Genomic DNA, 22,750 nt, shown 5'->3' on the forward strand with positions numbered 1-22,750 from the left:
CTCGGCGCTCAGGTGGCGCCGAGGCATCCGTCGTTAGTCTGGATCCGATGTTCGTACTCGCCGAAAACCTCGAACCGTCCCCGTCGCCCACGATCACCTCCCCCAGCGACCTGACCAATCTCGACACCTGGGCCTGGATCGGCGATCAGCTGCTGGGCTTCGGCGGAGTGCTGCTGCGGATCCTCGGGATCATCATCGGGATCGCCGTCGCCGCCTGGATCCTGCGCGTGATCATCCGCCGCGTGGTCGACCGCATCGTCAACGGGGCGAAGAGCAAGGCCCGCGTCGACGACACGCAGGCCCTCGATCGCTCCCCGCTCAGCGCCGTGCGGTTGGTGCAGCGCACGCGCACGCTCGGCACGATTCTGCAGAACATCGTCAACGTCATCCTCGTGATCGTGGCGCTCGTCTGGATCGCCGGCATCGTCGCCCCGAACGCCCTCGCCTCGCTCACGCTGCTCACCGCGGCGATCGGCGCGGGCCTCGGCTTCGGCGCGCAGAACATCGTCAAAGACGTGCTGAACGGCATCTTCATCGTCGCCGAAGACCAGATCGGCATCGGCGACGTCGTCGACCTGGGACTCGCGACCGGCATCGTCGAGTTCGTCAGCGTGCGCATCACGCACGTCCGCGACGTCAACGGCACGCTCTGGTACGTGCGCAACGGCGAGATCACGCGCATCGGCAACATGTCGCAGGGCTGGTCGCGGGTCATCATCGACCTGGCCGTGCCGGTGGATGCCGACATCGACGACGTCGAGAAAGCGATGCTGTCCGCGGCCAAGACGATGGCCAAAGAGACGAAGTGGCGCTCGCGCATCATCGAGCAGCCCGAGATCTGGGGCCTGGAGTCGATCAGCGGCGACGCTCTCGTCATCCGCCTCGTCATGAAGACCCGCTCGAGTGCCAAGGACGACGTGGCCCGTGAGCTGCGGGCTCGGCTGAAGCGGGCGATCGACGCGATGGGCATCGCGCTCCCCCAACTGAACTCGATCGTGCTCACCGGGGCCGAGGGCGCGCAGAGCGTGCGCGGCGCCCACCCGCCGAAGACGAAGGAGACCCCGGTCTCCCCCGCCGCCAGTCGCCCGGTGTGGCGTCCGCGCCGCAACAAGCACGACGTGACCGACGAGCAGGCCGACGCGGCGGGCGAGTCGAAGGTCACGAAGGCACCGGTGCACGACGCCGCCCCGACGACCACCCTCGATCTCCCCGGGAAGACCGCTCCCGGCACCGACGCGCCCAAGCCGACGCCCCCGGCGACGCGGGCCGATGAGGAAGGCACCTCGTGACCGAGCCCGTCAGCTTCTACGAGCAGGTCGGTGGGATGGACACCTTCCGCCGACTCGTCGACGCGTTCTACCGCGGCGTCGCCTCCGACGAGGTGCTGAAGCCCATGTACCCCGAGGAAGACCTCGGTCCCGCCGCCGAACGGCTCACGCTCTTCCTCGCGCAGTACTGGGGCGGCCCCACGACCTACGGCGAGACGCGCGGACACCCGCGCCTGCGCATGCGCCACATGCCGTTCCACGTCGATCCCGACGCGCGCGACCGCTGGCTCCAGCACATGCGCGTCGCCGTCGACGAGATCGCCTTGCCGCCGGCGTTCGAGGCGCCGCTGTGGGACTACCTCGAGCGCGCCGCCTACGCGATGGTCAACACGTTCGAGCCGCGCGGTATCGGCCCGCAGCAGGACGGGCGCCCCGATACGGGGCTGCCCGTCCGCGCGAGCGACTGATCACCGACCGAGGAAGTCTCCGAAGCCGGGGATGTCGAAGTTCGACAGGCTCTCGCCGAACCCGCTGATCTGGTCGCCCGCTCCCGACACGGCATCCTGAGCCCCTCCGACCCATTCGCCGATGCCCGTTCCCTCGGCGAGCGAGGCAAGATCGACTCCGGATGCCATGGCCTCGAGGTCGACGCCCTCCGCGAGCCCCGTGAAGTCGACCCCGGACTGCATCGCCTGGGCGAGCAGGGGCGCGGCGACCGCGCTGACGATCGCGCCTCCCGCCACCGCGGCGAGCAGGCCGCCCGCGCCGACGACACCGGCGCCGATCAGACCACCCTTCCCGGCCTGCGCGAGCAGGGACGACATGCGCCCCGGCCGCGCCGCCTCGGCCCGGGCCGCGGTGCGCGCGAGGTCGTCGGGCGCGTCGGACCGGGGCCGCTCGTGAGGTGAGAGCTCGGCATACATCCGCTCCCGCACGTGCGCGCGCTGCGCCGGGGTGAGCCGGGCGAAGGCCTCGCGGTGCATCTGCTCGACGCGGTCGGGGTCGGCCGTGCGCAGCAGGTAGTCGTAGCGCGCGATGGCGGCGCGGTCCTCGGCTGGAAGGGCGGTTCCGGATGCCGTGCGGCGGCCCACCGCGGGCGGGGCGTACCGATCCGCGGCGTCGGCGGGAGGTGCGCCGGGGGTCCGCGTGCGCGCGTCGCCGGTCACGGCGTCGGCGGCCGAGCGGACCATGTCGCGCCAATCGCGGCTTCCCGAGGCGGAAGGGCTGCTCTTCGCGGCCGAGGCCTTGCCGGCGGCCTTGGAGGCGATGTCGAACAGACGGGAGAACGAGACCACGGGGATACCTCTCGACGGGCGGCATGCTGCCGCGACGTCAAGGTCTCCTCCGCCCTTACGGACCGACCTACCCGGAATCCAACCGTGGACTCGTGATGACGGATACGCCGTGTCGGGAGTACTCCCCTTGCTGACCTCCACCGTAAGGCGGCCACCTTTGCGCTTCCTGGACGAACGCCCGGGAGTGCGGGTCAGCTGCCGGTGGCGCGCACCGCGGTCAGCCCCGAGCGCACCGGTCCACGCACAAGCACGTGCCCGCGGGCGAGGCTCACGCGCGTCCACGCGCCGCTGCGGCGCACGGGCGCCTCTTCGCCGCCGGCGATGAAGCCCAGCGCGAAGGCCGCGAAGGCCACTCCCAGCGGCAACCCGGCCAATGCCTCGTCGGCCTGTCCCCACACCTGCGCGCGGATGACCCGCACCACGTCCTCACCCGCGTCGGCGGGGAGGGCGTCGGCGACGGCGGCGACCCCGTACTGGGCACGCGCGGCGAGCACGGCGGCGTCGATGGCATCCGTCTGCTCCCACCCGCCCTGCGGCGGAGAGATGCCCGCCCACGCCGGCGACGTGGCGGTCTCGGGCAGCACGACGGCGTTCGCATCGTCGGCCGCGGGCAGCAGCGCCGACGCGTCCACGACGACATCGCACTCGAGCTCGGGGTCGATGGCCGACACGCGCAACCCGAGAACGGTGGGCGTGCTGTCCATCAGTCCACGGGGAGCGAGCGGCGCAGCGGTCGTCACGAGCACACCGCCGCGTGCACGCAGACGCACCGTTCCGTCACCGAGACGGATCGTGCGACTGGCGAAGGTGAGCAGGTCGGCTGCCGCCTGCGGGTCGGGGAACAACAGGCGGGCGGACACCCGCTCTAAACTAGCAAGTGGTGCGCACCTCGCCGCGCCGGAACGGGAGTCAGCGTGACCGACGCCATCGATCCCGTGGCGTCTCTGCTCGCGGTGCTCGACCTCCGCGACGCCGGCGCCCGGACCACCGAAGACATCTTCACGGGCGTGTCGCAGGCCATGCCCACGGGCCGCGTCTACGGCGGGCAGGTGCTCGCCCAGACGATCGTGGCGGCCTCTCGCACCCTGCCGCCCGAGCGCACGGTGCACTCGATGCACGGCTATTTCCTGCGGCCCGGTGACCCCGCCGACGGCATCACGTTCTCGGTCGATCGCATCCACGACGGGCGCTCGTTCTCGACGCGTCGCACTCAGGCGTTCCAGGCCGGCGTGCCGATCTTCTCGATGATCGCGTCGTTCCAAGACGAAGACCCCGGCCTCGAGCACTTCGAGCCTATGCCCGAGGGCATCCCGCAACCCGAAGACACCGCGCCGGTCGACGCCGAGAGCCTGCACCCGATCAGCCGCCGCATCCTGTCGGCGAGCCCGGTCGACGTGCGTCACGTCGGGTCATCCGTGTACGCCACGGTCGAAGGACCGCACGTTCCCCGGCAGGCCGTGTGGATGAAGCTGCGTCGTACCGTCGGCGACGACCCGGCCGTGCACCGCGCGGCCCTCGCCTACCTCAGCGACCTGACCATTCAAGAGACCATCCTGCGCGCGCACGGCGTCGCGTGGAGTGCGCCGGGTCTCCGCGTCGCAAGTCTCGACCACGCGATGTGGTGGCATCGCCCGGCCCGCGTCGACGACTGGCTGCTCTACGTGCAGGAGTCGCCCAACGCCCGCGGCGGCCGAGGTCTGTCGACCGGACGCATCTACACGCGCGAGGGCGTCCTCGTCGCGAGCGTCGCCCAGGAGGTCATGGTGCGCGTCCCGCGCGAGTGATCGAGCTTCCGGATGCCGCGGCCTCACGGCATCCGGGATCTTTCGGCGATCGCGGCGGTGACGTCGACGCCCCGACTCGCTCGGGTCAGCGTCTCGCGGGGGCTGTGCCGCTCGCCGTCAGCCCTTGCTGGAGCGCCGGCGGTACTCGATCGGGTCGCCGACATAGGGGCCCCACGCCGCACGTTCGGTCTCGCTCCAGCGGATGGGACGACCGCTGGCGGTGTCGACGAGCACGACGACGGCGGTCGCACGTGCATAGAGCACGGGGGCTGCGTCGCCGGCGGGGCTGTAGACCTCGAAGCAGATGTCGGCGCTCGAGCCGCCCATCGCACCGATCCACATGCGCACGTCGAGGGGACGCTGGCTGTACGGGACCGGGCGGAGGTATTCGATCTCCTGCCGGGCGATGAGCGTCGCGCGTTCACCGCCGCTTTCGAGCACGCTCATGTCGAACACGGCCGTGGGGAGCGCCTCGCCCTCGCCGTCGCCGCGCCAGAACGCGCGGAGGCGCGCTTCTTCGAGCAGTTTGAGCATCGACGTGTTGTTGACGTGTCCGAGCGCGTCGAGGTCGCCCCACCGGAGGTGGATCGGAACGTGCAGCCGCGAGGGCCCGGCCGGAGCCGGACCCTCGCTGGTGGTGCTCGCGTCAGTCACGCGTGAGCTTGCGGTAGGTGGACCGTGACGGGTTGGCCGCGTCGGCGCCGAGACGCTCGACCTTGTTCGCCTCGTAGGCTTCGAAGTTGCCCTCGAACCAGTGCCACTGGTCGGGGTGCTCCTCGGTGCCCTCGTAGGCGAGGATGTGCGTCGCGATGCGGTCGAGGAACCACCGGTCGTGCGTGATGACCACGGCGCAACCGGGGAACTCGAGCAGCGCGTTCTCGAGCGAGCTCAGGGTCTCGACGTCGAGGTCGTTGGTGGGCTCGTCGAGCAGAAGGAGATTGCCGCCCTCTTTCAGCGTCATCGCCAGGTTCAGACGGTTGCGCTCACCTCCGGAGAGCACGCCGGCCTTCTTCTGCTGGTCGGGTCCCTTGAAACCGAACTTCGAGACGTAGGCGCGCGAAGGGATCTCGGTCTTGCCGACGGTGATGATGTCGAGCCCGTCGGACACGACCTCCCACAGCGTCTTCTCGGGGTCGATGTTCGCGCGCGACTGGTCGACGTAGCTGATCTTGACGGTCTCGCCGATCTTCAGCGATCCGCCGTCAAGGGGCTCGAGACCGACGATCGTCTTGAACAGTGTCGTCTTACCGACACCGTTGGGGCCGATCACACCGACGATGCCGTTCGGCGGCAAGTTGAAGCTCAGGTTGCTGATGAGCGAGCGGTCGCCGAAGCGCTTCTCGAGCTTCTTGGCGTCGATCACGATTCCGCCGAGACGCGGACCCGCGGGGATCTGGATCTCATCGAAGTCCAACTTGCGCGTGCGCTCGGCCTCGGCGGCCATCTCCTCGTAACGGGCGAGGCGGGCCTTCGACTTGACCTGTCGACCCTTGGCGTTGGAGCGCACCCACTCGAGTTCTTCCTTGAGGCGCTTGGCGAGCTTGGCGTCCTTCTTGCCCTGGACTTCGAGCCGCTGGCCCTTCTTCTCGAGGTAGGTCGAGTAGTTGCCCTCGTAGGGGTACAGGTGGCCGCGGTCGACCTCGGCGATCCATTCCGCGACGTTGTCGAGGAAGTACCGGTCGTGGGTGATCGCGATGACCGCACCCTTGTAGGCCTGCAGGTGCTGCTCGAGCCAGAGCACGCTCTCGGCGTCGAGGTGGTTGGTGGGCTCGTCGAGGAGTAGCAGGTCGGGCTTCTGCAGCAGCAGCTTCGCGAGTGCGACGCGGCGGCGCTCACCACCCGAGAGCGGCACGACCGAGGCGTCGCCCGGGGGCGTGCGCAGGGCGGCCATGGCCTGCTCGAGCTGGGAGTCGAGGTCCCATCCGTCGGCGGCGTCGATCTCCTCCTGCAGCGTGCCCATCTCGGCGAGCAGCGCGTCGAAGTCGGCGTCGGGGTCGGCCATGAGGGCGGAGATCTCGTTGAAACGATCGAGCTTGGGCTTGATCGCCACGCCGTCCTGGATGTTCTCGAGCACGGTCTTGCTGTCGTCGAGCTCGGGCTCCTGCATGAGGATGCCGACCGTGAAGCCGGGGCTCAGGCGGGCCTCGCCGTTGGAGGGGGTGTCGAGACCGGCCATGATCTTGAGGATCGTGGACTTACCGGCGCCGTTCGGGCCGACCATGCCGATCTTGGCACCGGGCAGGAACGACATCGTGACGTCGTCGAGGATCAGCTTGTCGCCCACAGCCTTGCGGGCGCGGACCATGGAGTAGATGTATTCGGCCATATCCGTTCCAGTCTAGGGGCGGTGACGCCGCGCACCGACGAGAGCGGGGGCCGCCCCGCTCACCAGTTGATGGCGCGCGTCTGTCCGATCAGGCATCCACCCGACGACAGGGCGGGCAGCACCGAGGTGACGGGGTTGCCGATCGACGGTCCGACCTGGCCGACCAGGCACTCGTCGCCCAGGCGCACCGAGAAGGTGATGCTCTCGGCGGGGTTGCCCACCGTCGTCGCGTCGGCGGTGACCTGCATCGCCGACTTGTCGAAGCCGGCAGCCACCAAAGCGTCGATGTAGGCACGACCCGAGACCTGATCGGGACCCGACCAGACCGACTGCACGGTCTGCGTGAACCGCGGCAGCTCGGCGGCGGCAGCGCTCGCGGACGTGGAGGCATCGGCCGAAGGAGCCGACGAGGACGTGCTCCCGTCGGTCGGTGCGGCGCTGGCGACCGGAGGTGCGGCGTCCGGCGTGGTCACGGCCTCGGGTGCGGGCGACGCGGTGCAGCCGGCGAGACCCAGCGCGGCCGCGAGGGCGAGGACGGCGACAGGACGAGCGAGAAGGCGAGCCACGCGGTCGAGTCTACGGATACGCCCGAGCGACCCCGTCCGTGCCTTCGTCGTCGCCGCCGCCTCGCCGCCGTCCCCGTCGCCGCCGCAGCCCTCAGAACGGGCCCGCACCCCCCTCCGCGCTCACGAGCGCCGGCTGCCTCGATTCGCCGGCATCGGACGGCGTGCTCTCCACCTCCGCGCCCGGAACCGCCCAGCCGTCGGCGTCGGTTGCGCCGGTCGGCGTGTGCGCCGACGGTTCGACCGCCGCTTGCGGGCGCGGCGTGCGCGTGAACTGGGAGGTCCCCCAGCGCAGGTCGTGGCCGATGGCATCGACGACGACGTCGGCGCTCACCCCTCGTTTGGTCTCGTTCTCCCACTCGCGCACCCGCAGTCTCCCCGTGAGGATCACCCGCTGCCCCTTGCGCAGAGAGGTGAGCGCGTGCGCGCCCAGGTCTCCGAAGACCGAGACGTTGTAGAAGTTGGTGTGGCCGTCCACCCACTCTCCGCGCTCCCGGTCGAGCTTTCGCTCGCCCACCGCCAGCCGGAACGCGGCGATGGTCTCGCCCCCGCGTGTCGCCCGCTGGTCCAACTCGCCCGTGATGTTCCCCACCAGGGTGATGTGATCGCTCATGCGTGTGTCCTCTCGTCGTGGTGTGCGCTCCGGCACCCGTGTGCCCGACGGGTGCCGGAGCCACGGCAAGACTGACGGGAACGACGAGGGCGCCGCCGAGGGAAACCGCCGATCTGTGGATAACCCGAACGATCCGTCCAGCGGGGAGAAGCGTCCATCGACCGCGCGACGAGCGATGTCGGAGGTCCGGTCTACCGTGACGGCCATGAGCACCGCACTCTGGAACGACCTCGCCCCGGCACCGCGCCCGGCCGGGTGGGGCGCGGCGACCCACGTCGCCGCGGGCCTGTGGCGCATCGCCGATCCGCGCGGCATCGTCGTGGGCCACATCCGCGCGATCGCGGCCGACGGCGGCTGGCGGTACGCGGCCGAGCGCTTCCACACGGCCTCGGGCAGCTTCCGCAGACTCGGCGAGTTCTGGTCGTCGAGCGACGCCGTCGAATGCCTGCGCTACGCGCGATGACCGCGTCAGACGACGGTGGCGAAGTCCTCGCGCGGAGCAGCCGTCCGTCCCCCGCGCACGTCGTCCCACGCGTCGCGCAGAATGCGCGCGGCCTGTTCGAGAGCGGCGGGGGCTGCGGTGAAGGGCACGCGCAGGTGGCGATCGTGGCCGCCCTCCACAGCGAACCGCGATCCCGCCGACAGTGCGAGCCCGCGGGCCCGGGCGTTCATCACGAGAGGGGTGCTCAGCGGGTCGCCGAGGCCGACCCACAGCGAGACGCCGCCGCTGACATCGGGCACCTGCCACTCCGGCAGCAGTGTCCGCAGCCCCGCCACCAAGGTGTCGCGTCCGGCGCGCAGCAGTTCTCCCCGTTGGCGAGCGATCTCGTCGAGTCGCGGCACGATGCGCGCCGCGATTGCCTGTTCGATCTCGGGAGTTCCCAAGTCGTGCACGGGTCTGCCGCTGGCCAGGCGGCGCACGATCTCGGGCGCCGCGCGCACCCATCCCACGCGCAGACCTCCCCACACCGTCTTGCCGAGGGATCCGACCCGCACGATCCGGTCATCGTCGCCGAACGGCGCGGATCCCGAGCTGCGGTCGATGTCGAGCTGGGCGGTGGTCTCATCGAGCACGAGCACGGTGCCCGCCGATCGCGCCCCCGCGAGGAAGGCGTCCGACTCCGAGGCGGTCATCGTCCGACCGGTCGGGTTCTGGAAGTCGGGCATGAGATAGGCGAGCGTGGGCAGCGCGCGGGCGAAGCTCTGTTCGGCGCGCTCGAGATCCCACCCCGACGCAGGGTCCACCGGCACACCGATAAGGCGAGCGCCGACGCGGCGGAACGCGTCGGCCGCGTGCGGGTAGGTCGGCGTCTCGAGCATGACCCGGTCGGCGCGGCCCACAAGGACCGACGCGATCAGGTGGATCGCGCTCTGCGCGCCCGTCGTCACGAGGATCTGGTCGGGTGTGGTCGCGAGCCCTCGTTGGGCGTAGTGGTCAGCGATCGCCTGTCGCAGACCGAGGTCACCCACGACGTCGTATCCGATGCGTGCGACCAGCGCCGGCGCATCCTGCATCACCTCCTGCACGATCGCCGGAAGGCCGGGCCACGCGGCAGGGCTGGCCTGTTGCAGGTCGATGGCCACGTCGTCGGTGTCGTGCCGACCGGGGTCCGTGCGCCGCAGGGGCAGGGTCACGCTCCCGCTTCCGCGCAGACTCTCGATGTGTCCGGAGTCGCGCAGACTGCGATACGCGGCCGCAACCGTCGTCCGGCTGAGGTGCAGGGCGGCGGCGAGCTCGCGTTCGGCGGGCAGCGCCGTCGAGGGAGCGAGCCTGTTGTCGAGGCAGAGCAGGCGGATGCCGTCTGCCAGCGCCTCGTACGCAGGACCACTTCCCCGCCACCCCCCGAGGGCGGATGCGAGGGTACGAGTAGAGATGCGCGAGTCCATGCGGCCAGATTATCGCAATTGGCCTTATGGCTTGATTCCAATCGCGTGATTGGATCTCTTCATGGCATCCCGCATCACCCGTCTCTTCGTCGGCTTGGTCCTCTACGGCGTCGGCTGTGCCTTCACCATCGCCGCCGGCCTCGGGGTCGACCCGTGGACCGTGTTCGCCGAGGGTGTCTCCCGCGTGACGGGGATCGGCATCGGATGGGTGACCAACATCATCGGACTGTGCGTCCTGCTGCTCTGGATCCCGCTGCGTCAGAAGCCCGGGGTCGGCACGGTGGCCAACATTCTGTTGGTGGGCACGAGCATCCAGCTCACCCTGGGGGTCCTCCCCCACCCCGACGTGCTGTGGCTGCAGGTGCTCATGCTCGTCGCCGGCGTCGTGATCGTGGCCTTCGCATCCGGTCTGTACATCGGAGCCCACTTCGGCCCCGGGCCGCGAGACGGACTGATGACCGGCATGCACGCGCGCTTCGGCTGGCCGATCTGGGCGTGCCGCCTGTCGGTCGAGGGCTCCGTCCTCGTGCTCGGATGGCTCCTGGGCGGCACCGTGGGCATCGGCACCGTCGTCTTCGCGCTCGGGATCGGCCCCCTCGTGCACATCGCGATGCCCTTGCTCGCCGCCCCGAAGCCCGCGCCCCGGGCGACCCGCGCGGCCCGAACATAACGCGCGCACGAGGCGACACCGTCCGCACCCCACGCGGGCAGGCGGCGACACCTGCCGCGCCTGTCGCAGGCAGGGGGACGCCCCGCCCGGCGGCTACGGCACGGACGGGGCGCCCGTCTCTCAGTGCTCCCGGAACTCCGGCCGGTCGCTGCCGGGCTTGAGATGCGAGTGAAGGGCGCTCTTGGCGATCTCCATCGTGGGGTAGACGCCCAGCCGCTCGTCCTTGCCCGCCATGTGGACGCTGAAGCCCTCGGCATCCCGTTGGATCTTCCCGACGACGCCCGCCGGGCCGTAGGCCACCCAGAGGCGCTTGGTCACGGTGTCTGACATGAGTGCTCCTTTGCTCTCGTTGCCGGGAGGGTACGCCCGCCGCGGCGGTGTCCGCCAGGGGCTGGCGCACGCGCCGGAGCGCCGGGCGATATCCTGGTCGCCGACCCCCAGTAGCTCAGTGGATAGAGCAGCGGCCTTCTAATCCGCCGGTCACACGTTCGAATCGTGTCTGGGGGACGTTGTCCCCCATCGAGCCTGAGGAGGCTCCGCGCGGTGAACAAACGTCGCACTCTCATCAAGCGCCTGTTGGTCACCTGCGGCATCGTCGCATGGGTCGGTGGCATGGTCCTCGGCTATCTGTCCGAAGGGTCGTGGCGCACGGTCGGGTTCGCGCTCCACATCGCCGGCCTCGCTGTGGTTTTCGCGACATGCTTCTACAACCCGCCGGTCGTACCGCGCGAGGAGCGATCCAGCGCCCGTGGTGGCTGAGCGCTTCTCAGACGGGGTCAGGCGGTGAGCTCTGACACCACGCGGTGCATCAGAAGCTAGAGCCCCTGGTCATCCGCGCCATCGTCGTGCGGCATGCCTCGCTCCGCAGCAGCACGGCGCGACAGGAAAAGCACAGCCCGGCGGCAGCTCCGGCGCACAGAGCAGCCAGTCACCAACCTGCGCCCGCGAAGGCGATAGTGGCCGCTCCCAAGGGGATCACACCGGCGGTGAAGAGCAGCGACGCCTTGTCCATGGGCCGAGACTACTGTTCACGCCTGTCGACCTCGTGGTCGAGCCGCCGTCCCGGCGCGATCGCCCGGACGTCAACGATCCGGTCACCGGGCTGAGTCCGCCGGCCAATCTGTTGCAGCGCCCAGACGAACAGGACGAGCTCCATGATGACCAGGAAGCCACCCACGAAAACGACCGGGGTGACTGCATTTCCCGCCGCAATCCGGAAGATGAGGAGCGCCGTCATGATCGTGAATGCGAGGCCGTGGAAAACCGCCGACACAACCAGAGACCGTCGTCGCCTTTTGGGCTCCACCTGCTGGGTGATATCGCGCACCATCGCAGCATAGGTCGCGACGCCGGTCACACGTTCGAATCGTGTCTGGGGGACCAGATCCGATGTCGTACCCCGTCAGTAGGATGTGGGGATGGTAAACGCCTCCGAGAACGACCGGCTCGTCTGGATCGACTGCGAGATGACAGGCCTCGACCTGGCCGTCGACGAACTGGTCGAGATCGCCGTCGTCATCACCGATTTCGAGCTGAACGTGCTCGACCCCGGGTTCCAGATCGTCATCAAGCCCGACGCCTCGGCCCTCGCCAACATGGGCGAGTTCGTCACCGAGATGCACCGTTCGTCGGGCCTGCTCGACGAGATCCCCCACGGCGTGAGCCTCGCAGACGCCGAGTTCCAGGTGCTCGAGTACATCCAGCGCTTCGCTCCCATCGAGGGCAAGGCGCCGCTGGCCGGCAACACGATCGGCACCGACCGCATGTTCCTCGCGAAGTACATGCCGCGCGTCGACCGCTGGCTGCACTACCGCAACGTCGACGTTTCGAGCATCAAAGAACTGTCGCGCCGCTGGTACCCGCGCGCCTACTTCCAGGCTCCGAAGAAGAACGGCGGGCACCGCGCCCTGGCCGACATCCTCGAGTCGATCCGCGAGCTCGCCTACTACCGCGCCGCGGTCTTCGTGCCGCAGCCGGGCCCCACGAGCGACGAAGCGAAGGCCGTCTCGGCCTCGGCCGTGTCGTCGTTCGCACTGGACGTATGACATAATCGTTCAGTTGTCTGCTGCGGCAGACACATGGTGGCTATAGCTCAGTTGGTAGAGCACCGCGTTGTGGTCGCGGGGGCCGCGGGTTCAAGTCCCGTTAGCCACCCCAACCTCACGAAGGCCCGGAGAGCATCGCTCCCGGGCCTTCGTCGTTCCCCGCCCATCGGCTTCTCCCCCCGACGGTGATCCGGGCGTCTCAGGTACCTCGATGTGCCTTTTGTACCCGTCTACGCACCCGCGCACACTGGCTCCCGACACCTCCGGCGCCGCTGCGCGGCGCCATCCACGAACGGAGAACACGCATGCCCACCATCGCGATCATCGGCGCCGGACCCGGACTCGGGCTCGCCCTCGCGAAACGATTCGGAGCCGAAGGGTTCGACGTCGCCCTCATCGCCCGCAATGCCGCCACGCTCGACGGTCTCGTCGCGCAGCTCGCGGCCGAGGGCGTCACGGCGGCGGGGTTCGCCGCCGATGTCCTCGACCGCCCGGCCCTGCGGTCGGCCCTCGCCGCGGCGCGCGACCGGTTCGGCGCCATCGACGTGCTCGAGTACTCCCCCGCCGACGCCTCGGCCGGCCCCCTCGCCCCGGTCGACATCCGCGCGACCACCGCGCAGAACGTGCAGCCGCAGATCGAGTACTACCTCTACGGCGCGATGACGGCGACCGACGAAGTGCTCCCCGAGATGCTGGCGACGGGCGCGGGCGCACTGTTCTTCACCACGGGAGCAGGTTCGGTCTACCCGGTGCCGCGGTACGGAAACGTGACGGTCGGCGGGGCGGCCCTCCGCAACTGGGCGCTCAACGTGGGCACCTCGCTGGCGGACTCGGGCGTCTTCGTCGCCCACGTGGCGATCGCGCTCATGATCGCCGACGAGCAGCCGTCGTTCGGAGGCCCCTTCCTCCCCGCGCGCGACATCGCGGAGCGCTACTGGGAGCTCTACGTCGACCGTTCGACGAACGAGCTGATCGTCACGACGCCGGAGCGATGACAGGCCCCGGCCGGGAGCGCGCACGCCGAGCGCCCTCTCGGCCGACGCCGCCCTCAGCGTGGGCTGCACGACTGGCCGCGACGGCCTCGTGATTCGTCGCAGCCCACACGGCCATCGCCCGGACGGCGGCACCCAGCGAGCGTCCGAGGTCGGTGAGTTCGTACTCCACGCGCGGGGGTACCTCGGCGTACGCCGTTCGGGTGAGCAGGCCGTCGCGCTCGAGGGCCTTCAGCGTCACGGTGAGCATGCGTTGCGAGATGCCCGGAATGCTCGCGTGCAGGTCGGAATAGCGCAGCGACTGCTCGCCGAGCGTGCTGACCACGAGCATCGTCCACTTGTCGCCGATGCGGTCCAACACCTCGCGGATGAACCCGCTCTCGGCGGGCCAATCACGGCAGATTCCGCTGATCGCCCGCTTCGCCGCCATGGCGACCCCCTCCGTCGTCGTCCCTCACGAGCCTAACCGCACGATCGGTGCGTAAGGCGGCCGATCTCCGGCGCATCGGCCTCCCGCGCCCGTAGAATCGAAGCCGGATGCCATGGCTCGCGCCCGCGGCATCCGCTGGAACGGCCGAAGACCCCGGGAGGCCCGCCGTGCACGACGACGTCGACGCGCCCGCGACTCTGCAGCTCGATGCTGACGCATTTGAGGCGCTGGTCGTCGACGAGCTCGATCGGCTTCCCGACGACATGGTCGACGGCCTCGACAACGTCGTGTTCGTCGTCGAGGACCGCCCGGAAGACGGATCGCTCGATCTGCTCGGGCTGTACGACGGCTGGGCCCTGACCGAACGCGATCGTTACGGCGTCGGCGAGCTCCCCGACCGCATCATCCTGTACCGCGAACCGCACCTCGCGGTGTGCGACGACGAGACCGCGCTGCGCGACGAGATCCACACCACCCTCGTGCACGAGATCGCACACTTCTACGGAATCGACGACGACCGACTGCACGAATTGGGGTGGGCGTGATGGCCCCGCTCGCGACGCCCGATCTCGACATCGAACGCGATCAGCAGACGACCCCCGAGCCGCCGTCGTCGTGGCAGACCGTCGTCTGGAACGACCCGGTGAACCTCATGAGCTACGTGAGCCACGTCTTCCGCACCTACTTCGGGTTCGACACTCCCACCGCCCACCGCCTCATGCTCGCTGTGCACCACGACGGTCACGCTGTCGTCGCACGCGGTCCGCGCGAGGTCATGGAGGCGCACGTGCAGGCCATGCACGACTTCGGCCTCTGGGCCACCGTCAGGAAGGACCCCTCGTGAGCGAGCGGATCGTCGTGCTCGAGATCAGTGGTCTCGAAGCCCTCCATCTCGCCGGGATCGTGGGCCAGTTCCGCGACCTGCTGGCCGACTCGCGGGCTGATGACGACCCCGCCGTCGCGCGGTTGCTGCCCGACGCCTACCCCGACGACGAGGCTGCGAGTCGCGAGTTCCGCCGGCTGACGGGGGGCGACCTGCTCGAGAGGCGGGCTCAGGATGCCGCGGTGCTCCTGCAGACGCTCGGCCTCGACGGCGGCGATCGCTCAGCCGAAGACGATCCCGACGCGACGATCACCATCGCGCTCGGCGAGACCGAGGCCCTCGCCTGGATGCGGACGCTGTCGGCGCTGCGCCTCGTGCTGGCCACGCGCCTCGGCATCCGGACCGAAGACGACCATCACCCCGACGACCCGCGCTTCGGGGTGTACGACTGGATCGGCTATCGCCTCGACGGGCTGATGACGGCGCTCGACCGACGCTGAGACGCTCCCCGGCGGGGCATCACGGCAGGCGCACCCGGAGCCCGGCGCGGGCCGCGGGGTCGTGCGCGGCGAGGTGCGCGTCTTCTTGCGCAGCCCACCGATCCCAATGCCGGCGGTAGGTCTCGCCATCACGTGCGAGTGCCCGCGTACGCCGGGAGTCGGTCGGGGCCTCGACCCACACGGTGAGGTCGGCCAACCGGGCGACCTCGGGAGTCAAGAGGCCCGACCCCTCAACGACCAGTGGGAGGGACGGGTCGATGGCGTATGCCTCGGCACGCTCGTCGAGCTCCCAATCCCATCGCTCCCACACGCCGAGCAGTCCACGCGCGTGCGGGAGCAGGATCGTCTCGCGAGCGTAGTCAGCGCCCGCGGCGAGGCCGTCCCACCCGGGATACACGTCGTCGAGGGCGACCATCTGCACGCGCCCGCGCCCCGGCCACGCGGCCACGAGGCGACGGGCGAGCGAACTCTTGCCGGCTCCGCTGCGACCGTCGATGACGACGACAGGGTTCGACGCGCCGATCTCGACGACGCGCGCCGACATCGCGGCCACGGCCGCGGTGAGAGCGTCGTCGAGGGGGTCCGCGTTACTTCTTGAGGGCGCGGATGACACGGCTGAGGGCGCGACCGGCCACCCACACGAACGGGATGCCGACGGCGAGCAGCGACACGAGGTTCGGGTCGAACCGCAGGTCGTCTCCGCGACGGATGTAGGCGCCGAGCGGAAGCGTGTATCCGCCGCCCCCGCCGCCACCGTTGCCCTGCTCGTCGGAGCCGCCGCCGTACCCGGCCCAGGTGAGGGCGACGGGGACGATGCGAACGCCGTCGACGTCCTGCTGCTCGCCGTAGGCGGAGGTGACGCCGAAGCTGGTGGCCTGCTTGCCGAGTTCCAAAGCGATGTTGGGCATGGCTCCACCGTAGCGGCCCGGCGTCGGAGCGCCGAGGGGCGTTGCGCGACCGCGGTCCGCGTGTCAGTGGTCGTACGAGGGCCGGGGGTTGGTGGGGAGGGCTCCCCCGCCGCGCGACGGCCCGAGCAGCGAACCGCGAGTGACGGCGCCCCGGCCGAAGCGCGTCGTGGCGTCGTCGAGTGCCCCCTCGACGCGGCGCCACTCGGCGTCGTCGTCCCACAGGGTGGCGGCCATCGCCGCCGGCTTGAGCTTCTCTCCGCGCACACCGACCAGGCGCACGGCCTGGCGTCGGTCGATCGCGTCGAACAACTCGATGGCGGCGTCGCCGATGCGCTGGCCGACCGAAGTGGGTTCGGGCAGCGTGCGTGAGCGGCTCAGGGTGGTGAAGTCGGAGAAGCGCACCTTGATCGAGATCGTCGCCGCCTCGTACTGCTGCGTGCGCAGGCGCGCGCCCACGCGATCGGCGAGCCGGCGGAGTTCGACGTGCAGCGTGCGGGTGTCGGAGATGTCGGTGTGGAACGTCTCTTCGTGGCCGACGCTCTTCTCGGAGCGCCCCGTGTGCACCTCGCGGGCGTCGATACCGCGCGAGAGGTGCCAGATGCGCTCGCCCATCGCGGGACCGAGAACCCGATCGAGCGCGGGACGCGGGGTGTCGAGGATGTCGGAGATGAGCCGGATGCCGCGGGACTCCAGCGCCTCGGCGGCCTTGGGCCCCACCCCCCACAGCGCGCGCACCGAACGTGGGCGCAGGAACGCCTCGGTGTCGGCCTCGGCCACCACGAGCAGCCCGTCGGGTTTGGAGATCGTGGAGGCCATCTTGGCGACGTGCTTGGTCGCCGCGACGCCGATGCTGCAGGTCAGCCCCGTCTCGGCCTTCACCCGGGCGCGCAGGTCGCGGGCGATGGTCCCCGGGCTCCCCCACAGCCGCCGCGCACCGCGGACGTCGAGGAAGGCCTCGTCGATCGAGAGCGGTTCGACCAGCGGGGTGACGTCGTGGAAGATCGCCATGACCTGCCGAGACATCTCGGTGTAGCGGTGGTACGGCGGGTTGACGACGATGGCGGTGGGACACATGCGCAGCGCGATCGCCACCGGCATGGCCGATTTCACGCCGTAACGGCGGGCCTCGTACGAGGCGCTCGAGACGACACCGCGCCCCTCCGACCCGCCGATGATGAGCGGCTTGCCGGCGAGCGACGGATCGTCGAGCACGGCGACCGAGGCGAAGAACGCGTCCATGTCGACGTGCAGGATGCCGGTGCCCGTGTCATCGGCGTCGGGGCGCGAGACGATGCGCCCCGTTCCGTCACCTCGTCCCATGGCATCCATTTTCCCCCGGACCTCCGACATCGGCCCCGCGGCGCGAGCTCAGCGATCCGCACGAGCTCAGCCCGCGTCGCGCGAAACCCGCTGAGCGTGCGCGGATCACCGAGGTTGTGACCCACCTCGGACCGGAAACGACGGATGCCACGGCCCCACCCCTCGCGGGGCGCGGTGCCGTGGCATCCGGTGTCGATTACAGAGCGGCGGCGCGCTCCAGCACGAGTTCGCGCACGCGCGCGGCGTCGGCCTGGCCCTTCATGGCCTTCATGACCGCGCCGATCACGGCACCGGCGGCCTGCACCTTGCCGTCGCGGATCTTCGCGAGCACGTCGGGCTGGGCGACGAGGGCTTCGTCGATCGCCGCGATGAGCGCCCCGTCGTCGGAGACCACGGCCAGACCGCGGGCGTCGACGACCTCTTGGGGGGTGCCCTCTCCGGCGATGACGCCCTCGAGCACCTGGCGCGCGAGCTTGTCGGTGAGGGTGCCGGCGTCGATCAGCTTCTGCAGAGCGGCGACGTTCTCGGGCGACACGAGGTCGGCGGCGTCGCGCTCCTGCGCGTTGGCGACGCGGGTGATCTCACCCGTCCACCACTTGCGGGCCGAGGCCGGAGCGGCTCCTGCGGCGATCGTGTCGGCCACCGCGTCGAGCAGGCCGCCGTTGGCGACGTCCTGGAACTCGAGGTCGGTGAAGCCCCACTCGCCCTTCAGACGGCGACGGCGCGCAGCGGGCGGCTCGGGGAGCGCGGCGCGCAGCTCCTCGATCAGCTCGGGTGCGGGCACGACCGGCAGCAGGTCGGGCTCGGGGAAGTAGCGGTAGTCGTCGGCATCCGACTTCGGACGCCCCGGAGAGGTGCGACCGGTGTCCTCGTGCCAGTGACGGGTCTCTTGCGTGATCGTCCCGCCCTTGGCGAGGATCGCGGCCTGACGCTGGATCTCGTAGCGCACCGCGCGCTCGACCGAACGCATGGAGTTCACGTTCTTGGTCTCGGTGCGGGTGCCGAGCTTCTCCTGGCCGCGGGGGCGCAGCGACACGTTCGCGTCGCAGCGGAGGTTTCCGCGCTCGAGCTTGGCCTCCGAGATGCCGAGGCCGCGCACGATGTCGCGGATGGTCGCGACGTACGCCTTCGCCAGTGCGGGGGCGGAGTGCTCCGCACCGAAGATCGGCTTCGTGACGATCTCGACGAGCGGCACGCCTGCGCGGTTGTAGTCGACCAGCGAGTACTCCGCGCCCTGGATGCGACCGGTCGCCCCGCCCATGTGAGTGAGCTTGCCGGCGTCTTCTTCCATGTGCGCGCGCTCGATCGGCACGGTCACGAGGGTGCCGTCTTCGAGCTCGACCTCGACCGAGCCCTCGAAGGCGATCGGCTCGTCGTACTGCGAGATCTGGTAGTTCTTGCCGAGGTCGGGGTAGAAGTAGTTCTTCCGCGCGAAGCGGCTCGACGGCGCGATCGAGCAACCGAGGGCGAGGCCCAGGCTGATCGACGAGCGGATCGCCTCGGCGTTCACTACGGGCAGGGCACCGGGAAGACCCATGTCGACGGGAGCGACGAGCGTGTTCGGCTCGGCACCGTGGTGGGCCTCGTTCGCCGGGTTGGGCGCGGCCGAGAACATCTTGGTCGCGGTGTTGAGCTCGACGTGCACCTCGAAGCCGAGGACGGGCTCGAACATTCCGAGTGCCTCGTCGAAGTCCATGAGTGCGTCTTTCGCCATCAGAGCGTTCCTTCCGGTCCCTGAGCCTGTCGAAGGGAGGGAGCCTTGTCGAGCAGCGGGCCGCCCCACTGGTCGACGAGCAGCGCTTCGAGGGCTGCGCCGACGCGGTAGAGGCGGGCGTCCTCGCGGGCGGGGGCGAGGAATTGGATGCCGACGGGCAGGCCGTCTTCCTCGGCGAGACCGCTCGGCACCGAGATGCCGGGCACGCCCGCGAGGTTCGCGGGGATCGTGGTCACGTCGTTGAGGTACATCTGCAGCGGGTCGTCGATCTTCTCGCCGAGGCGGAAGGCCGTGGTCGGCGCCGAGGGCGTCGCGATGACGTCGACCTGCGAGAACGCGGCGTCGAAGTCGTGCTGGATGAGCGTGCGGACCTTCTGCGCGCTGCCGTAGTAGGCGTCGTAGTATCCCGCCGACAGGGCGTAGGTGCCGAGGATGATGCGGCGCTTGACCTCGGGACCGAAGCCCGCGTCGCGCGTCGCGGCCATGACGTTCTCGACGGTCGCGGCCCCCTGCGGGTTCACGCGCATGCCGAAGCGCACCGAGTCGAACTTCGCCAGGTTGCTCGAGGCCTCGGCGGGAAGGATCAGGTAGTACGCGGCGACGCCGTACTCGAAGTGCGGGGCGCTGATCTCGATGATCTCGGCGCCCTGCGCCTCCATGGCTGCCAGCGATGCGCGGAACGAGTCCGACACGCCCTTCTGGAAGCCGCGGTCGTCGAGCTCGCGGATGACGCCGACCTTGAGTCCCTTGAGGACCTCGCCGGTCGCGCCCTCGCGGGCGGCGGCGGCGAACGAGGGCCACGCGTCGGACAGCGAGGTCGAGTCGTTCGCGTCGTGACCGCCGATGACGTCGTGAAGAAGACCCGCGTCGAGCACGGTGCGCGTGACCGGGCCGACCTGATCGAGGCTGGATGCCAAGGCGATCGCGCCATAACGGCTCACGCCGCCGTACGTGGGCTTGACGCCGACCGTGCCGGTGACGTGCGCGGGCTGACGGATCGAGCCACCCGTGTCGGAGCCGAGGGCGAGCGGCGCCTCGAACGCGGCGACGGCCGCGGCCGATCCACCACCGGAGCCGCCGGGGATGCGGTCGAGGGCCCACGGATTGCGGGTGGGGCCGTAGGCGGAGAACTCGGTGGAGGAGCCCATCGCGAACTCGTCCATATTGGTCTTGCCCAGCGGCACGAGGCCCGCGGCGCGCGAGCGCGCGACGACCGTGGCGTCGTAGGGCGACATGTAGCCCTCGAGGATCTTCGACCCGCTGGTGGAGGGCATGTCGGTGGTGACGAGCACGTCCTTGACCGCGAGCGGAACGCCGGCGAGCTCGTGCAGCTGCTCTCCCGCCGTGCGGCGGCGGTCGATGTCGGCCGCGACCTCGAGGGCATGGTCGCTCACGTGCAGGAACGCGTGCACGTCGCCGTCGACGGCGGCGATGCGGTCGAGGTGGGCCTGCGTGGCCTCGACGCTCGAGACCTCGGACGAGGCGAGCTTGGCGGCGAGATCCGCCGCTGTCAGGCGGGTGAGGTCGGTCACTGCTCTTCTCCCAGGATCGCGGTCACGCGGAATCGGCCGTCGGCCTGGTCAGGGGCGTTCTGCAGCACCTGCTCGCGCGTGAGCTGCTGCTGCACGACGTCGGGGCGGAAGACGTTCTCGAGCGGGATCGGGTGGCTCGTGGCGACGACGTCGGGCGTGGCCACCTCGGACACCTTCGCGATGTTGTCGACGATGGCATCCAGCTGGCCGGTGAGGCTCTGGACCTCCTCGTCGCTCAACTGGATCCGGGCGAGCACACCGAGATGGCGCACGAGATCAGGAGTGATTTCAGACACCCCCCGAGTCTAGTTCGCGCCGTCACCCGCTCCCGTCGCGCACCCACCCTCGATGAGCGGTCCGGGCGTCTTAGGCTGACGGGGTGACGAGCTTCGATCCCCCGCGGCCCTGGACCTCGAGTTATGCACCGGGAGTCCCCGAAGACCTGGAACCCCAGAGCGGATCGCTCGTCGACATCGTCGACGCGTCGGTGCGCGACTACCCCGACGCCCCCGCCCTGCAGTTCTTCGGCCGTGAGACGACGTATGCCGAGATGACGGCCGACATCGTGCGCGTCGCGGCCGCGCTGAAGGAACGCGGCGTGGAGGCGGGCGACCCGGTGGCCATCGTGCTGCCCAACTGCCCGCAGCACATCGTGGCCTTCTACGCGGTGCTGCGTTTGGGCGCCGTGGTCGTCGAGCACAACCCGCTCTACACCCCGCGGGAGCTGCGCAAGCAGTTCGAGGACCACGGCGCGAAGCACGCGATCGTGTGGAGCAAGGTCGTCGCCACCGTGCAGGAGTTCCCCGCCGATCTGCGCGTCGACACGCTCGTCTCAGTCGACGTGACCACGGCCATGCCTCTGCGCACGCGTCTCGCCCTGCGCCTGCCGGTGGCGAAGGCCCGCGAGGCGCGCGCAGCGCTGACCGAGAAGACGAAGAACGCCGTCGAGTGGTCCGACCTGGTGCGCCACGCTCCCCTGCCCGAGAGCCACCCCCGCCCGGCCGCCGATGACCTCGCGATCATCCAGTACACGAGCGGCACGACCGGCACACCCAAGGGTGCGATGCTCACGCATGCCAACCTGCTGGCGAACGCGGCGCAGGCGCGCGCCTGGGTGCCTTCGATCGTGCGCGGCGAGGGCTGCGTCGTCTACGCCGTGCTGCCGATGTTCCACGCGTACGGGCTGACCCTGTGCCTGACGTTCGCGATGTCGATGGGCGCGCGTCTCGTGCTCTTCCCCAAGTTCGACCCCGACCTCGTGCTGGCGGTCACCAAGAAGCACCCGGCGACGTTCCTCCCGCTCGTGCCGCCCATCGCCGAACGCCTGTTGGCGGCGGCCACGGCGCGGGGCGTGTCGCTCGCGGGCACCGACGTCGCCATCTCGGGTGCGATGGCCCTGCCGCACGATCTCGTCGTGCCCTTCGAGGAGGCCACCGGCGGCTACCTGGTCGAGGGCTACGGGCTGAGCGAGTGCTCCCCCGTGCTCATGGCCAACCCCGTCGCCGACAACCGCGTCGCGGGAACCGTGGGCCTGCCCCTGCCGGGGACCGAGTGCCGCGTGGTCGACCCCGACGATCCCACGACCGACGTGGAACGCGGCGAACTGGTGGTGCGCGGGCCGCAGGTGTTCTCGGGGTACTACGGCAAGCCCGAAGAAACCGCGTCGGTGTTCGTCGACGGCTGGTTCCGCACCGGAGACATCGTCACGATCGACGACGCCGGTTTCGTGCGCATCGTGGACCGCATCAAAGAGCTGATCATCACGGGCGGCTTCAACGTCGCGCCGACCGAGGTCGAGACCGTCCTGCGCCAGCATCCCTCGGTCGCCGAGGTGGCCGTGGTCGGCCTCCCGGATGAGCACTCAGGCGAAGAGGTCGTGGCCGCGGTCGTGCCGACGACGCCGGGCGAGTTCGACGCCGAGGCCGTGCGGGCATTCGCCCGCGGCATCCTGACGCCCTACAAGGTGCCGAAGCGTGTCATCGTGGTCGACGAATTGCCGCGCTCGTTGATCGGCAAGGTCCTCCGGCGGCAGGTGCGCGATCAGCTGCTGAGCGATTGAGCCGACGCCCTGCACCGAATC

28 protein-coding genes and 2 tRNA genes are annotated in these 22,750 nt (G+C 70.1%); 14 read left to right on the top strand and 16 right to left on the bottom strand.

Going from position 1 to position 22,750, the window contains the following annotated elements:
- The first annotated feature begins 47 nt into the window (after positions 1-47).
- Together RWH43_RS07865 and RWH43_RS07870 are read left to right on the top strand one after the other, a co-directional pair.
- Positions 48-1,289, top strand: a complete 1,242-nt coding sequence (locus RWH43_RS07865) for a mechanosensitive ion channel family protein (protein WP_144835019.1) — start codon at positions 48-50, stop codon at positions 1,287-1,289.
- Positions 1,286-1,735, top strand: coding sequence for a globin (locus RWH43_RS07870; RefSeq protein WP_144835017.1), 450 nt, complete (start codon positions 1,286-1,288; stop codon positions 1,733-1,735). Before RWH43_RS07865 ends, RWH43_RS07870 begins: the two co-directional genes overlap by 4 nt.
- On the opposite strand, the gene RWH43_RS07875 is transcribed toward RWH43_RS07870, so the two are convergent.
- On the bottom strand, positions 1,736-2,563 hold the full coding sequence (locus RWH43_RS07875) for a cation-transporting ATPase (RefSeq protein ID WP_154096543.1): 828 nt from the start codon (positions 2,561-2,563) through the stop codon (positions 1,736-1,738).
- Positions 2,564-2,754: 191 nt separating this feature from the next.
- Positions 2,755-3,423 (bottom strand): DUF8185 domain-containing protein, encoded by a 669-nt coding sequence (locus RWH43_RS07880; RefSeq protein ID WP_144835013.1) that lies wholly within the window; start codon positions 3,421-3,423, stop codon positions 2,755-2,757.
- A 54-nt stretch (positions 3,424-3,477) separates the two neighbouring features.
- Here RWH43_RS07880 and RWH43_RS07885 point away from each other — a divergent pair, with 54 nt between their 5' ends.
- The gene (locus RWH43_RS07885) at positions 3,478-4,347 is read left to right on the top strand and encodes an acyl-CoA thioesterase (protein WP_230704722.1); all 870 of its coding nucleotides are present in this window, start codon (positions 3,478-3,480) and stop codon (positions 4,345-4,347) included.
- A 117-nt stretch (positions 4,348-4,464) separates the two neighbouring features.
- Here RWH43_RS07885 and RWH43_RS07890 read toward each other — a convergent pair whose 3' ends face one another.
- From RWH43_RS07890 to RWH43_RS07905, 4 genes are all read right to left on the bottom strand, one after another.
- On the bottom strand, positions 4,465-5,001 hold the full coding sequence (locus tag RWH43_RS07890; RefSeq protein WP_144835010.1) for an acyl-CoA thioesterase: 537 nt from the start codon (positions 4,999-5,001) through the stop codon (positions 4,465-4,467).
- Positions 4,994-6,673: an energy-dependent translational throttle protein EttA gene (ettA, locus tag RWH43_RS07895; protein WP_144835008.1), complete on the bottom strand. Its 1,680-nt coding sequence runs from the start codon at positions 6,671-6,673 to the stop codon at positions 4,994-4,996. The genes RWH43_RS07890 and ettA overlap by 8 nt, the downstream gene beginning before the upstream one ends.
- Positions 6,674-6,732: 59 nt before the next feature.
- Complete coding sequence (locus RWH43_RS07900; protein ID WP_186325585.1) at positions 6,733-7,239, bottom strand: DUF6993 domain-containing protein; 507 nt, start codon at positions 7,237-7,239, stop codon at positions 6,733-6,735.
- A 91-nt stretch (positions 7,240-7,330) separates the two neighbouring features.
- Positions 7,331-7,849 carry a single-stranded DNA-binding protein gene (locus tag RWH43_RS07905; RefSeq protein ID WP_186325584.1) on the bottom strand — a complete coding sequence of 173 codons (519 nt, stop codon included), beginning with the start codon at positions 7,847-7,849 and terminating at the stop codon, positions 7,331-7,333.
- Between the two features lie 205 nt (positions 7,850-8,054).
- On the opposite strand from RWH43_RS07905, the gene RWH43_RS07910 reads away from it, so the two are divergent.
- Positions 8,055-8,312 carry a hypothetical protein gene (locus RWH43_RS07910; protein WP_186325583.1) on the top strand — a complete coding sequence of 86 codons (258 nt, stop codon included), beginning with the start codon at positions 8,055-8,057 and terminating at the stop codon, positions 8,310-8,312.
- 5 nt (positions 8,313-8,317) lie between these two features.
- On the opposite strand, the gene yczR is transcribed toward RWH43_RS07910, so the two are convergent.
- On the bottom strand, positions 8,318-9,736 hold the full coding sequence (gene yczR / locus RWH43_RS07915; RefSeq protein WP_316001171.1) for a MocR-like transcription factor YczR: 1,419 nt from the start codon (positions 9,734-9,736) through the stop codon (positions 8,318-8,320).
- A 61-nt stretch (positions 9,737-9,797) separates the two neighbouring features.
- On the opposite strand from yczR, the gene yczE reads away from it, so the two are divergent.
- Positions 9,798-10,406 (top strand): membrane protein YczE, encoded by a 609-nt coding sequence (gene yczE, locus RWH43_RS07920; RefSeq protein WP_316001172.1) that lies wholly within the window; start codon positions 9,798-9,800, stop codon positions 10,404-10,406.
- Between the two features lie 120 nt (positions 10,407-10,526).
- Here the strand turns inward: yczE and RWH43_RS07925 are convergent, their stop codons facing one another.
- Positions 10,527-10,736 (bottom strand): methyltransferase, encoded by a 210-nt coding sequence (locus RWH43_RS07925; protein WP_154096540.1) that lies wholly within the window; start codon positions 10,734-10,736, stop codon positions 10,527-10,529.
- Between the two features lie 104 nt (positions 10,737-10,840).
- On the opposite strand from RWH43_RS07925, the gene RWH43_RS07930 reads away from it, so the two are divergent.
- Positions 10,841-10,913 (top strand) — tRNA-Arg (locus RWH43_RS07930).
- Positions 10,914-10,949: 36 nt separating this feature from the next.
- On the top strand, positions 10,950-11,165 hold the full coding sequence (locus RWH43_RS07935) for a hypothetical protein (RefSeq protein ID WP_316001173.1): 216 nt from the start codon (positions 10,950-10,952) through the stop codon (positions 11,163-11,165).
- A gap of 262 nt (positions 11,166-11,427) precedes the next feature.
- Here the strand turns inward: RWH43_RS07935 and RWH43_RS07940 are convergent, their stop codons facing one another.
- Entirely contained in the window at positions 11,428-11,763 is a 336-nt protein-coding gene (locus tag RWH43_RS07940; RefSeq protein WP_316001174.1) for a hypothetical protein, read from the bottom strand.
- Positions 11,764-11,824: 61 nt separating this feature from the next.
- On the opposite strand from RWH43_RS07940, the gene orn reads away from it, so the two are divergent.
- From orn to RWH43_RS07955, 3 genes are all read left to right on the top strand, one after another.
- Positions 11,825-12,451, top strand: coding sequence for an oligoribonuclease (gene orn, locus RWH43_RS07945; RefSeq protein WP_251506855.1), 627 nt, complete (start codon positions 11,825-11,827; stop codon positions 12,449-12,451).
- A 36-nt stretch (positions 12,452-12,487) separates the two neighbouring features.
- Positions 12,488-12,563: transfer RNA gene (locus RWH43_RS07950), tRNA-His, on the top strand.
- 193 nt (positions 12,564-12,756) lie between these two features.
- Entirely contained in the window at positions 12,757-13,446 is a 690-nt protein-coding gene (locus RWH43_RS07955; protein ID WP_316001175.1) for an SDR family NAD(P)-dependent oxidoreductase, read from the top strand.
- Here the strand turns inward: RWH43_RS07955 and RWH43_RS07960 are convergent.
- Positions 13,427-13,873, bottom strand: a complete 447-nt coding sequence (locus RWH43_RS07960; RefSeq protein ID WP_144834994.1) for a winged helix-turn-helix transcriptional regulator — start codon at positions 13,871-13,873, stop codon at positions 13,427-13,429. The genes RWH43_RS07955 and RWH43_RS07960 overlap by 20 nt on opposite strands.
- 197 nt (positions 13,874-14,070) lie before the next feature.
- On the opposite strand from RWH43_RS07960, the gene RWH43_RS07965 reads away from it, so the two are divergent.
- The 3 genes from RWH43_RS07965 to RWH43_RS07975 are packed head-to-tail and all read left to right on the top strand — an operon-like array spanning position 14,071 to position 15,196.
- A complete protein-coding gene (locus RWH43_RS07965; protein WP_316001335.1) occupies positions 14,071-14,418 on the top strand; it encodes a metallopeptidase family protein in 348 nt (115 codons plus the stop codon).
- On the top strand, positions 14,418-14,717 hold the full coding sequence (gene clpS, locus RWH43_RS07970) for an ATP-dependent Clp protease adapter ClpS (protein WP_307211442.1): 300 nt from the start codon (positions 14,418-14,420) through the stop codon (positions 14,715-14,717). The genes RWH43_RS07965 and clpS overlap by 1 nt, the downstream gene beginning before the upstream one ends.
- Positions 14,714-15,196, top strand: coding sequence for a DUF2017 family protein (locus RWH43_RS07975; protein WP_260979783.1), 483 nt, complete (start codon positions 14,714-14,716; stop codon positions 15,194-15,196). Before clpS ends, RWH43_RS07975 begins: the two co-directional genes overlap by 4 nt.
- Positions 15,197-15,215: 19 nt before the next feature.
- Here the strand turns inward: RWH43_RS07975 and RWH43_RS07980 are convergent, their stop codons facing one another.
- The 6 genes from RWH43_RS07980 to gatC all read right to left on the bottom strand — a co-directional run bounded on the left by RWH43_RS07980 (position 15,216) and on the right by gatC (position 20,966).
- Positions 15,216-15,809 carry a nucleoside/nucleotide kinase family protein gene (locus RWH43_RS07980; protein WP_316001176.1) on the bottom strand — a complete coding sequence of 198 codons (594 nt, stop codon included), beginning with the start codon at positions 15,807-15,809 and terminating at the stop codon, positions 15,216-15,218.
- Positions 15,784-16,104 carry a hypothetical protein gene (locus tag RWH43_RS07985; protein WP_076675934.1) on the bottom strand — a complete coding sequence of 107 codons (321 nt, stop codon included), beginning with the start codon at positions 16,102-16,104 and terminating at the stop codon, positions 15,784-15,786. The genes RWH43_RS07980 and RWH43_RS07985 overlap by 26 nt, the downstream gene beginning before the upstream one ends.
- A gap of 63 nt (positions 16,105-16,167) precedes the next feature.
- Positions 16,168-17,424 (bottom strand): DNA polymerase IV, encoded by a 1,257-nt coding sequence (locus RWH43_RS07990; protein WP_144834986.1) that lies wholly within the window; start codon positions 17,422-17,424, stop codon positions 16,168-16,170.
- A 196-nt stretch (positions 17,425-17,620) separates the two neighbouring features.
- On the bottom strand, positions 17,621-19,138 hold the full coding sequence (gene gatB / locus RWH43_RS07995; RefSeq protein WP_144834984.1) for an Asp-tRNA(Asn)/Glu-tRNA(Gln) amidotransferase subunit GatB: 1,518 nt from the start codon (positions 19,136-19,138) through the stop codon (positions 17,621-17,623).
- On the bottom strand, positions 19,138-20,670 hold the full coding sequence (gatA, locus tag RWH43_RS08000; RefSeq protein ID WP_316001177.1) for an Asp-tRNA(Asn)/Glu-tRNA(Gln) amidotransferase subunit GatA: 1,533 nt from the start codon (positions 20,668-20,670) through the stop codon (positions 19,138-19,140). Before gatA ends, gatB begins: the two co-directional genes overlap by 1 nt.
- Positions 20,667-20,966, bottom strand: coding sequence for an Asp-tRNA(Asn)/Glu-tRNA(Gln) amidotransferase subunit GatC (gene gatC, locus RWH43_RS08005; RefSeq protein WP_058231460.1), 300 nt, complete (start codon positions 20,964-20,966; stop codon positions 20,667-20,669). Before gatC ends, gatA begins: the two co-directional genes overlap by 4 nt.
- A gap of 83 nt (positions 20,967-21,049) precedes the next feature.
- On the opposite strand from gatC, the gene RWH43_RS08010 reads away from it, so the two are divergent.
- The gene (locus tag RWH43_RS08010; RefSeq protein ID WP_316001178.1) at positions 21,050-22,729 is read left to right on the top strand and encodes a long-chain-fatty-acid--CoA ligase; all 1,680 of its coding nucleotides are present in this window, start codon (positions 21,050-21,052) and stop codon (positions 22,727-22,729) included.
- Positions 22,730-22,750: the final 21 nt, after the last annotated feature.

Origin of the sequence: Microbacterium algihabitans (assembly GCF_032464975.1) — a bacterium.
GTDB classification, from domain to species: Bacteria; Actinomycetota; Actinomycetes; order Actinomycetales; family Microbacteriaceae; genus Microbacterium; species Microbacterium algihabitans.

Coding starts and splice junctions, on each gene's coding strand:
- RWH43_RS07990 (WP_144834986.1), bottom strand. CDS start 17,424: ATGGGACGAGGTGACGGAACGGGGCGCATCGTCTCGCGCCCCGACGCC.
- yczR (WP_316001171.1), bottom strand. CDS start 9,736: ATGGACTCGCGCATCTCTACTCGTACCCTCGCATCCGCCCTCGGGGGG.
- RWH43_RS07955 (WP_316001175.1), top strand. CDS start 12,757: ATGCCCACCATCGCGATCATCGGCGCCGGACCCGGACTCGGGCTCGCC.
- ettA (WP_144835008.1), bottom strand. CDS start 6,673: ATGGCCGAATACATCTACTCCATGGTCCGCGCCCGCAAGGCTGTGGGC.
- clpS (WP_307211442.1), top strand. CDS start 14,418: ATGGCCCCGCTCGCGACGCCCGATCTCGACATCGAACGCGATCAGCAG.
- gatB (WP_144834984.1), bottom strand. CDS start 19,138: ATGGCGAAAGACGCACTCATGGACTTCGACGAGGCACTCGGAATGTTC.
- RWH43_RS07865 (WP_144835019.1), top strand. CDS start 48: ATGTTCGTACTCGCCGAAAACCTCGAACCGTCCCCGTCGCCCACGATC.
- RWH43_RS07985 (WP_076675934.1), bottom strand. CDS start 16,104: ATGCCCAACATCGCTTTGGAACTCGGCAAGCAGGCCACCAGCTTCGGC.
- RWH43_RS07905 (WP_186325584.1), bottom strand. CDS start 7,849: ATGAGCGATCACATCACCCTGGTGGGGAACATCACGGGCGAGTTGGAC.
- orn (WP_251506855.1), top strand. CDS start 11,825: ATGGTAAACGCCTCCGAGAACGACCGGCTCGTCTGGATCGACTGCGAG.
- RWH43_RS07910 (WP_186325583.1), top strand. CDS start 8,055: ATGAGCACCGCACTCTGGAACGACCTCGCCCCGGCACCGCGCCCGGCC.
- RWH43_RS07925 (WP_154096540.1), bottom strand. CDS start 10,736: ATGTCAGACACCGTGACCAAGCGCCTCTGGGTGGCCTACGGCCCGGCG.
- RWH43_RS07960 (WP_144834994.1), bottom strand. CDS start 13,873: ATGGCGGCGAAGCGGGCGATCAGCGGAATCTGCCGTGATTGGCCCGCC.
- yczE (WP_316001172.1), top strand. CDS start 9,798: ATGGCATCCCGCATCACCCGTCTCTTCGTCGGCTTGGTCCTCTACGGC.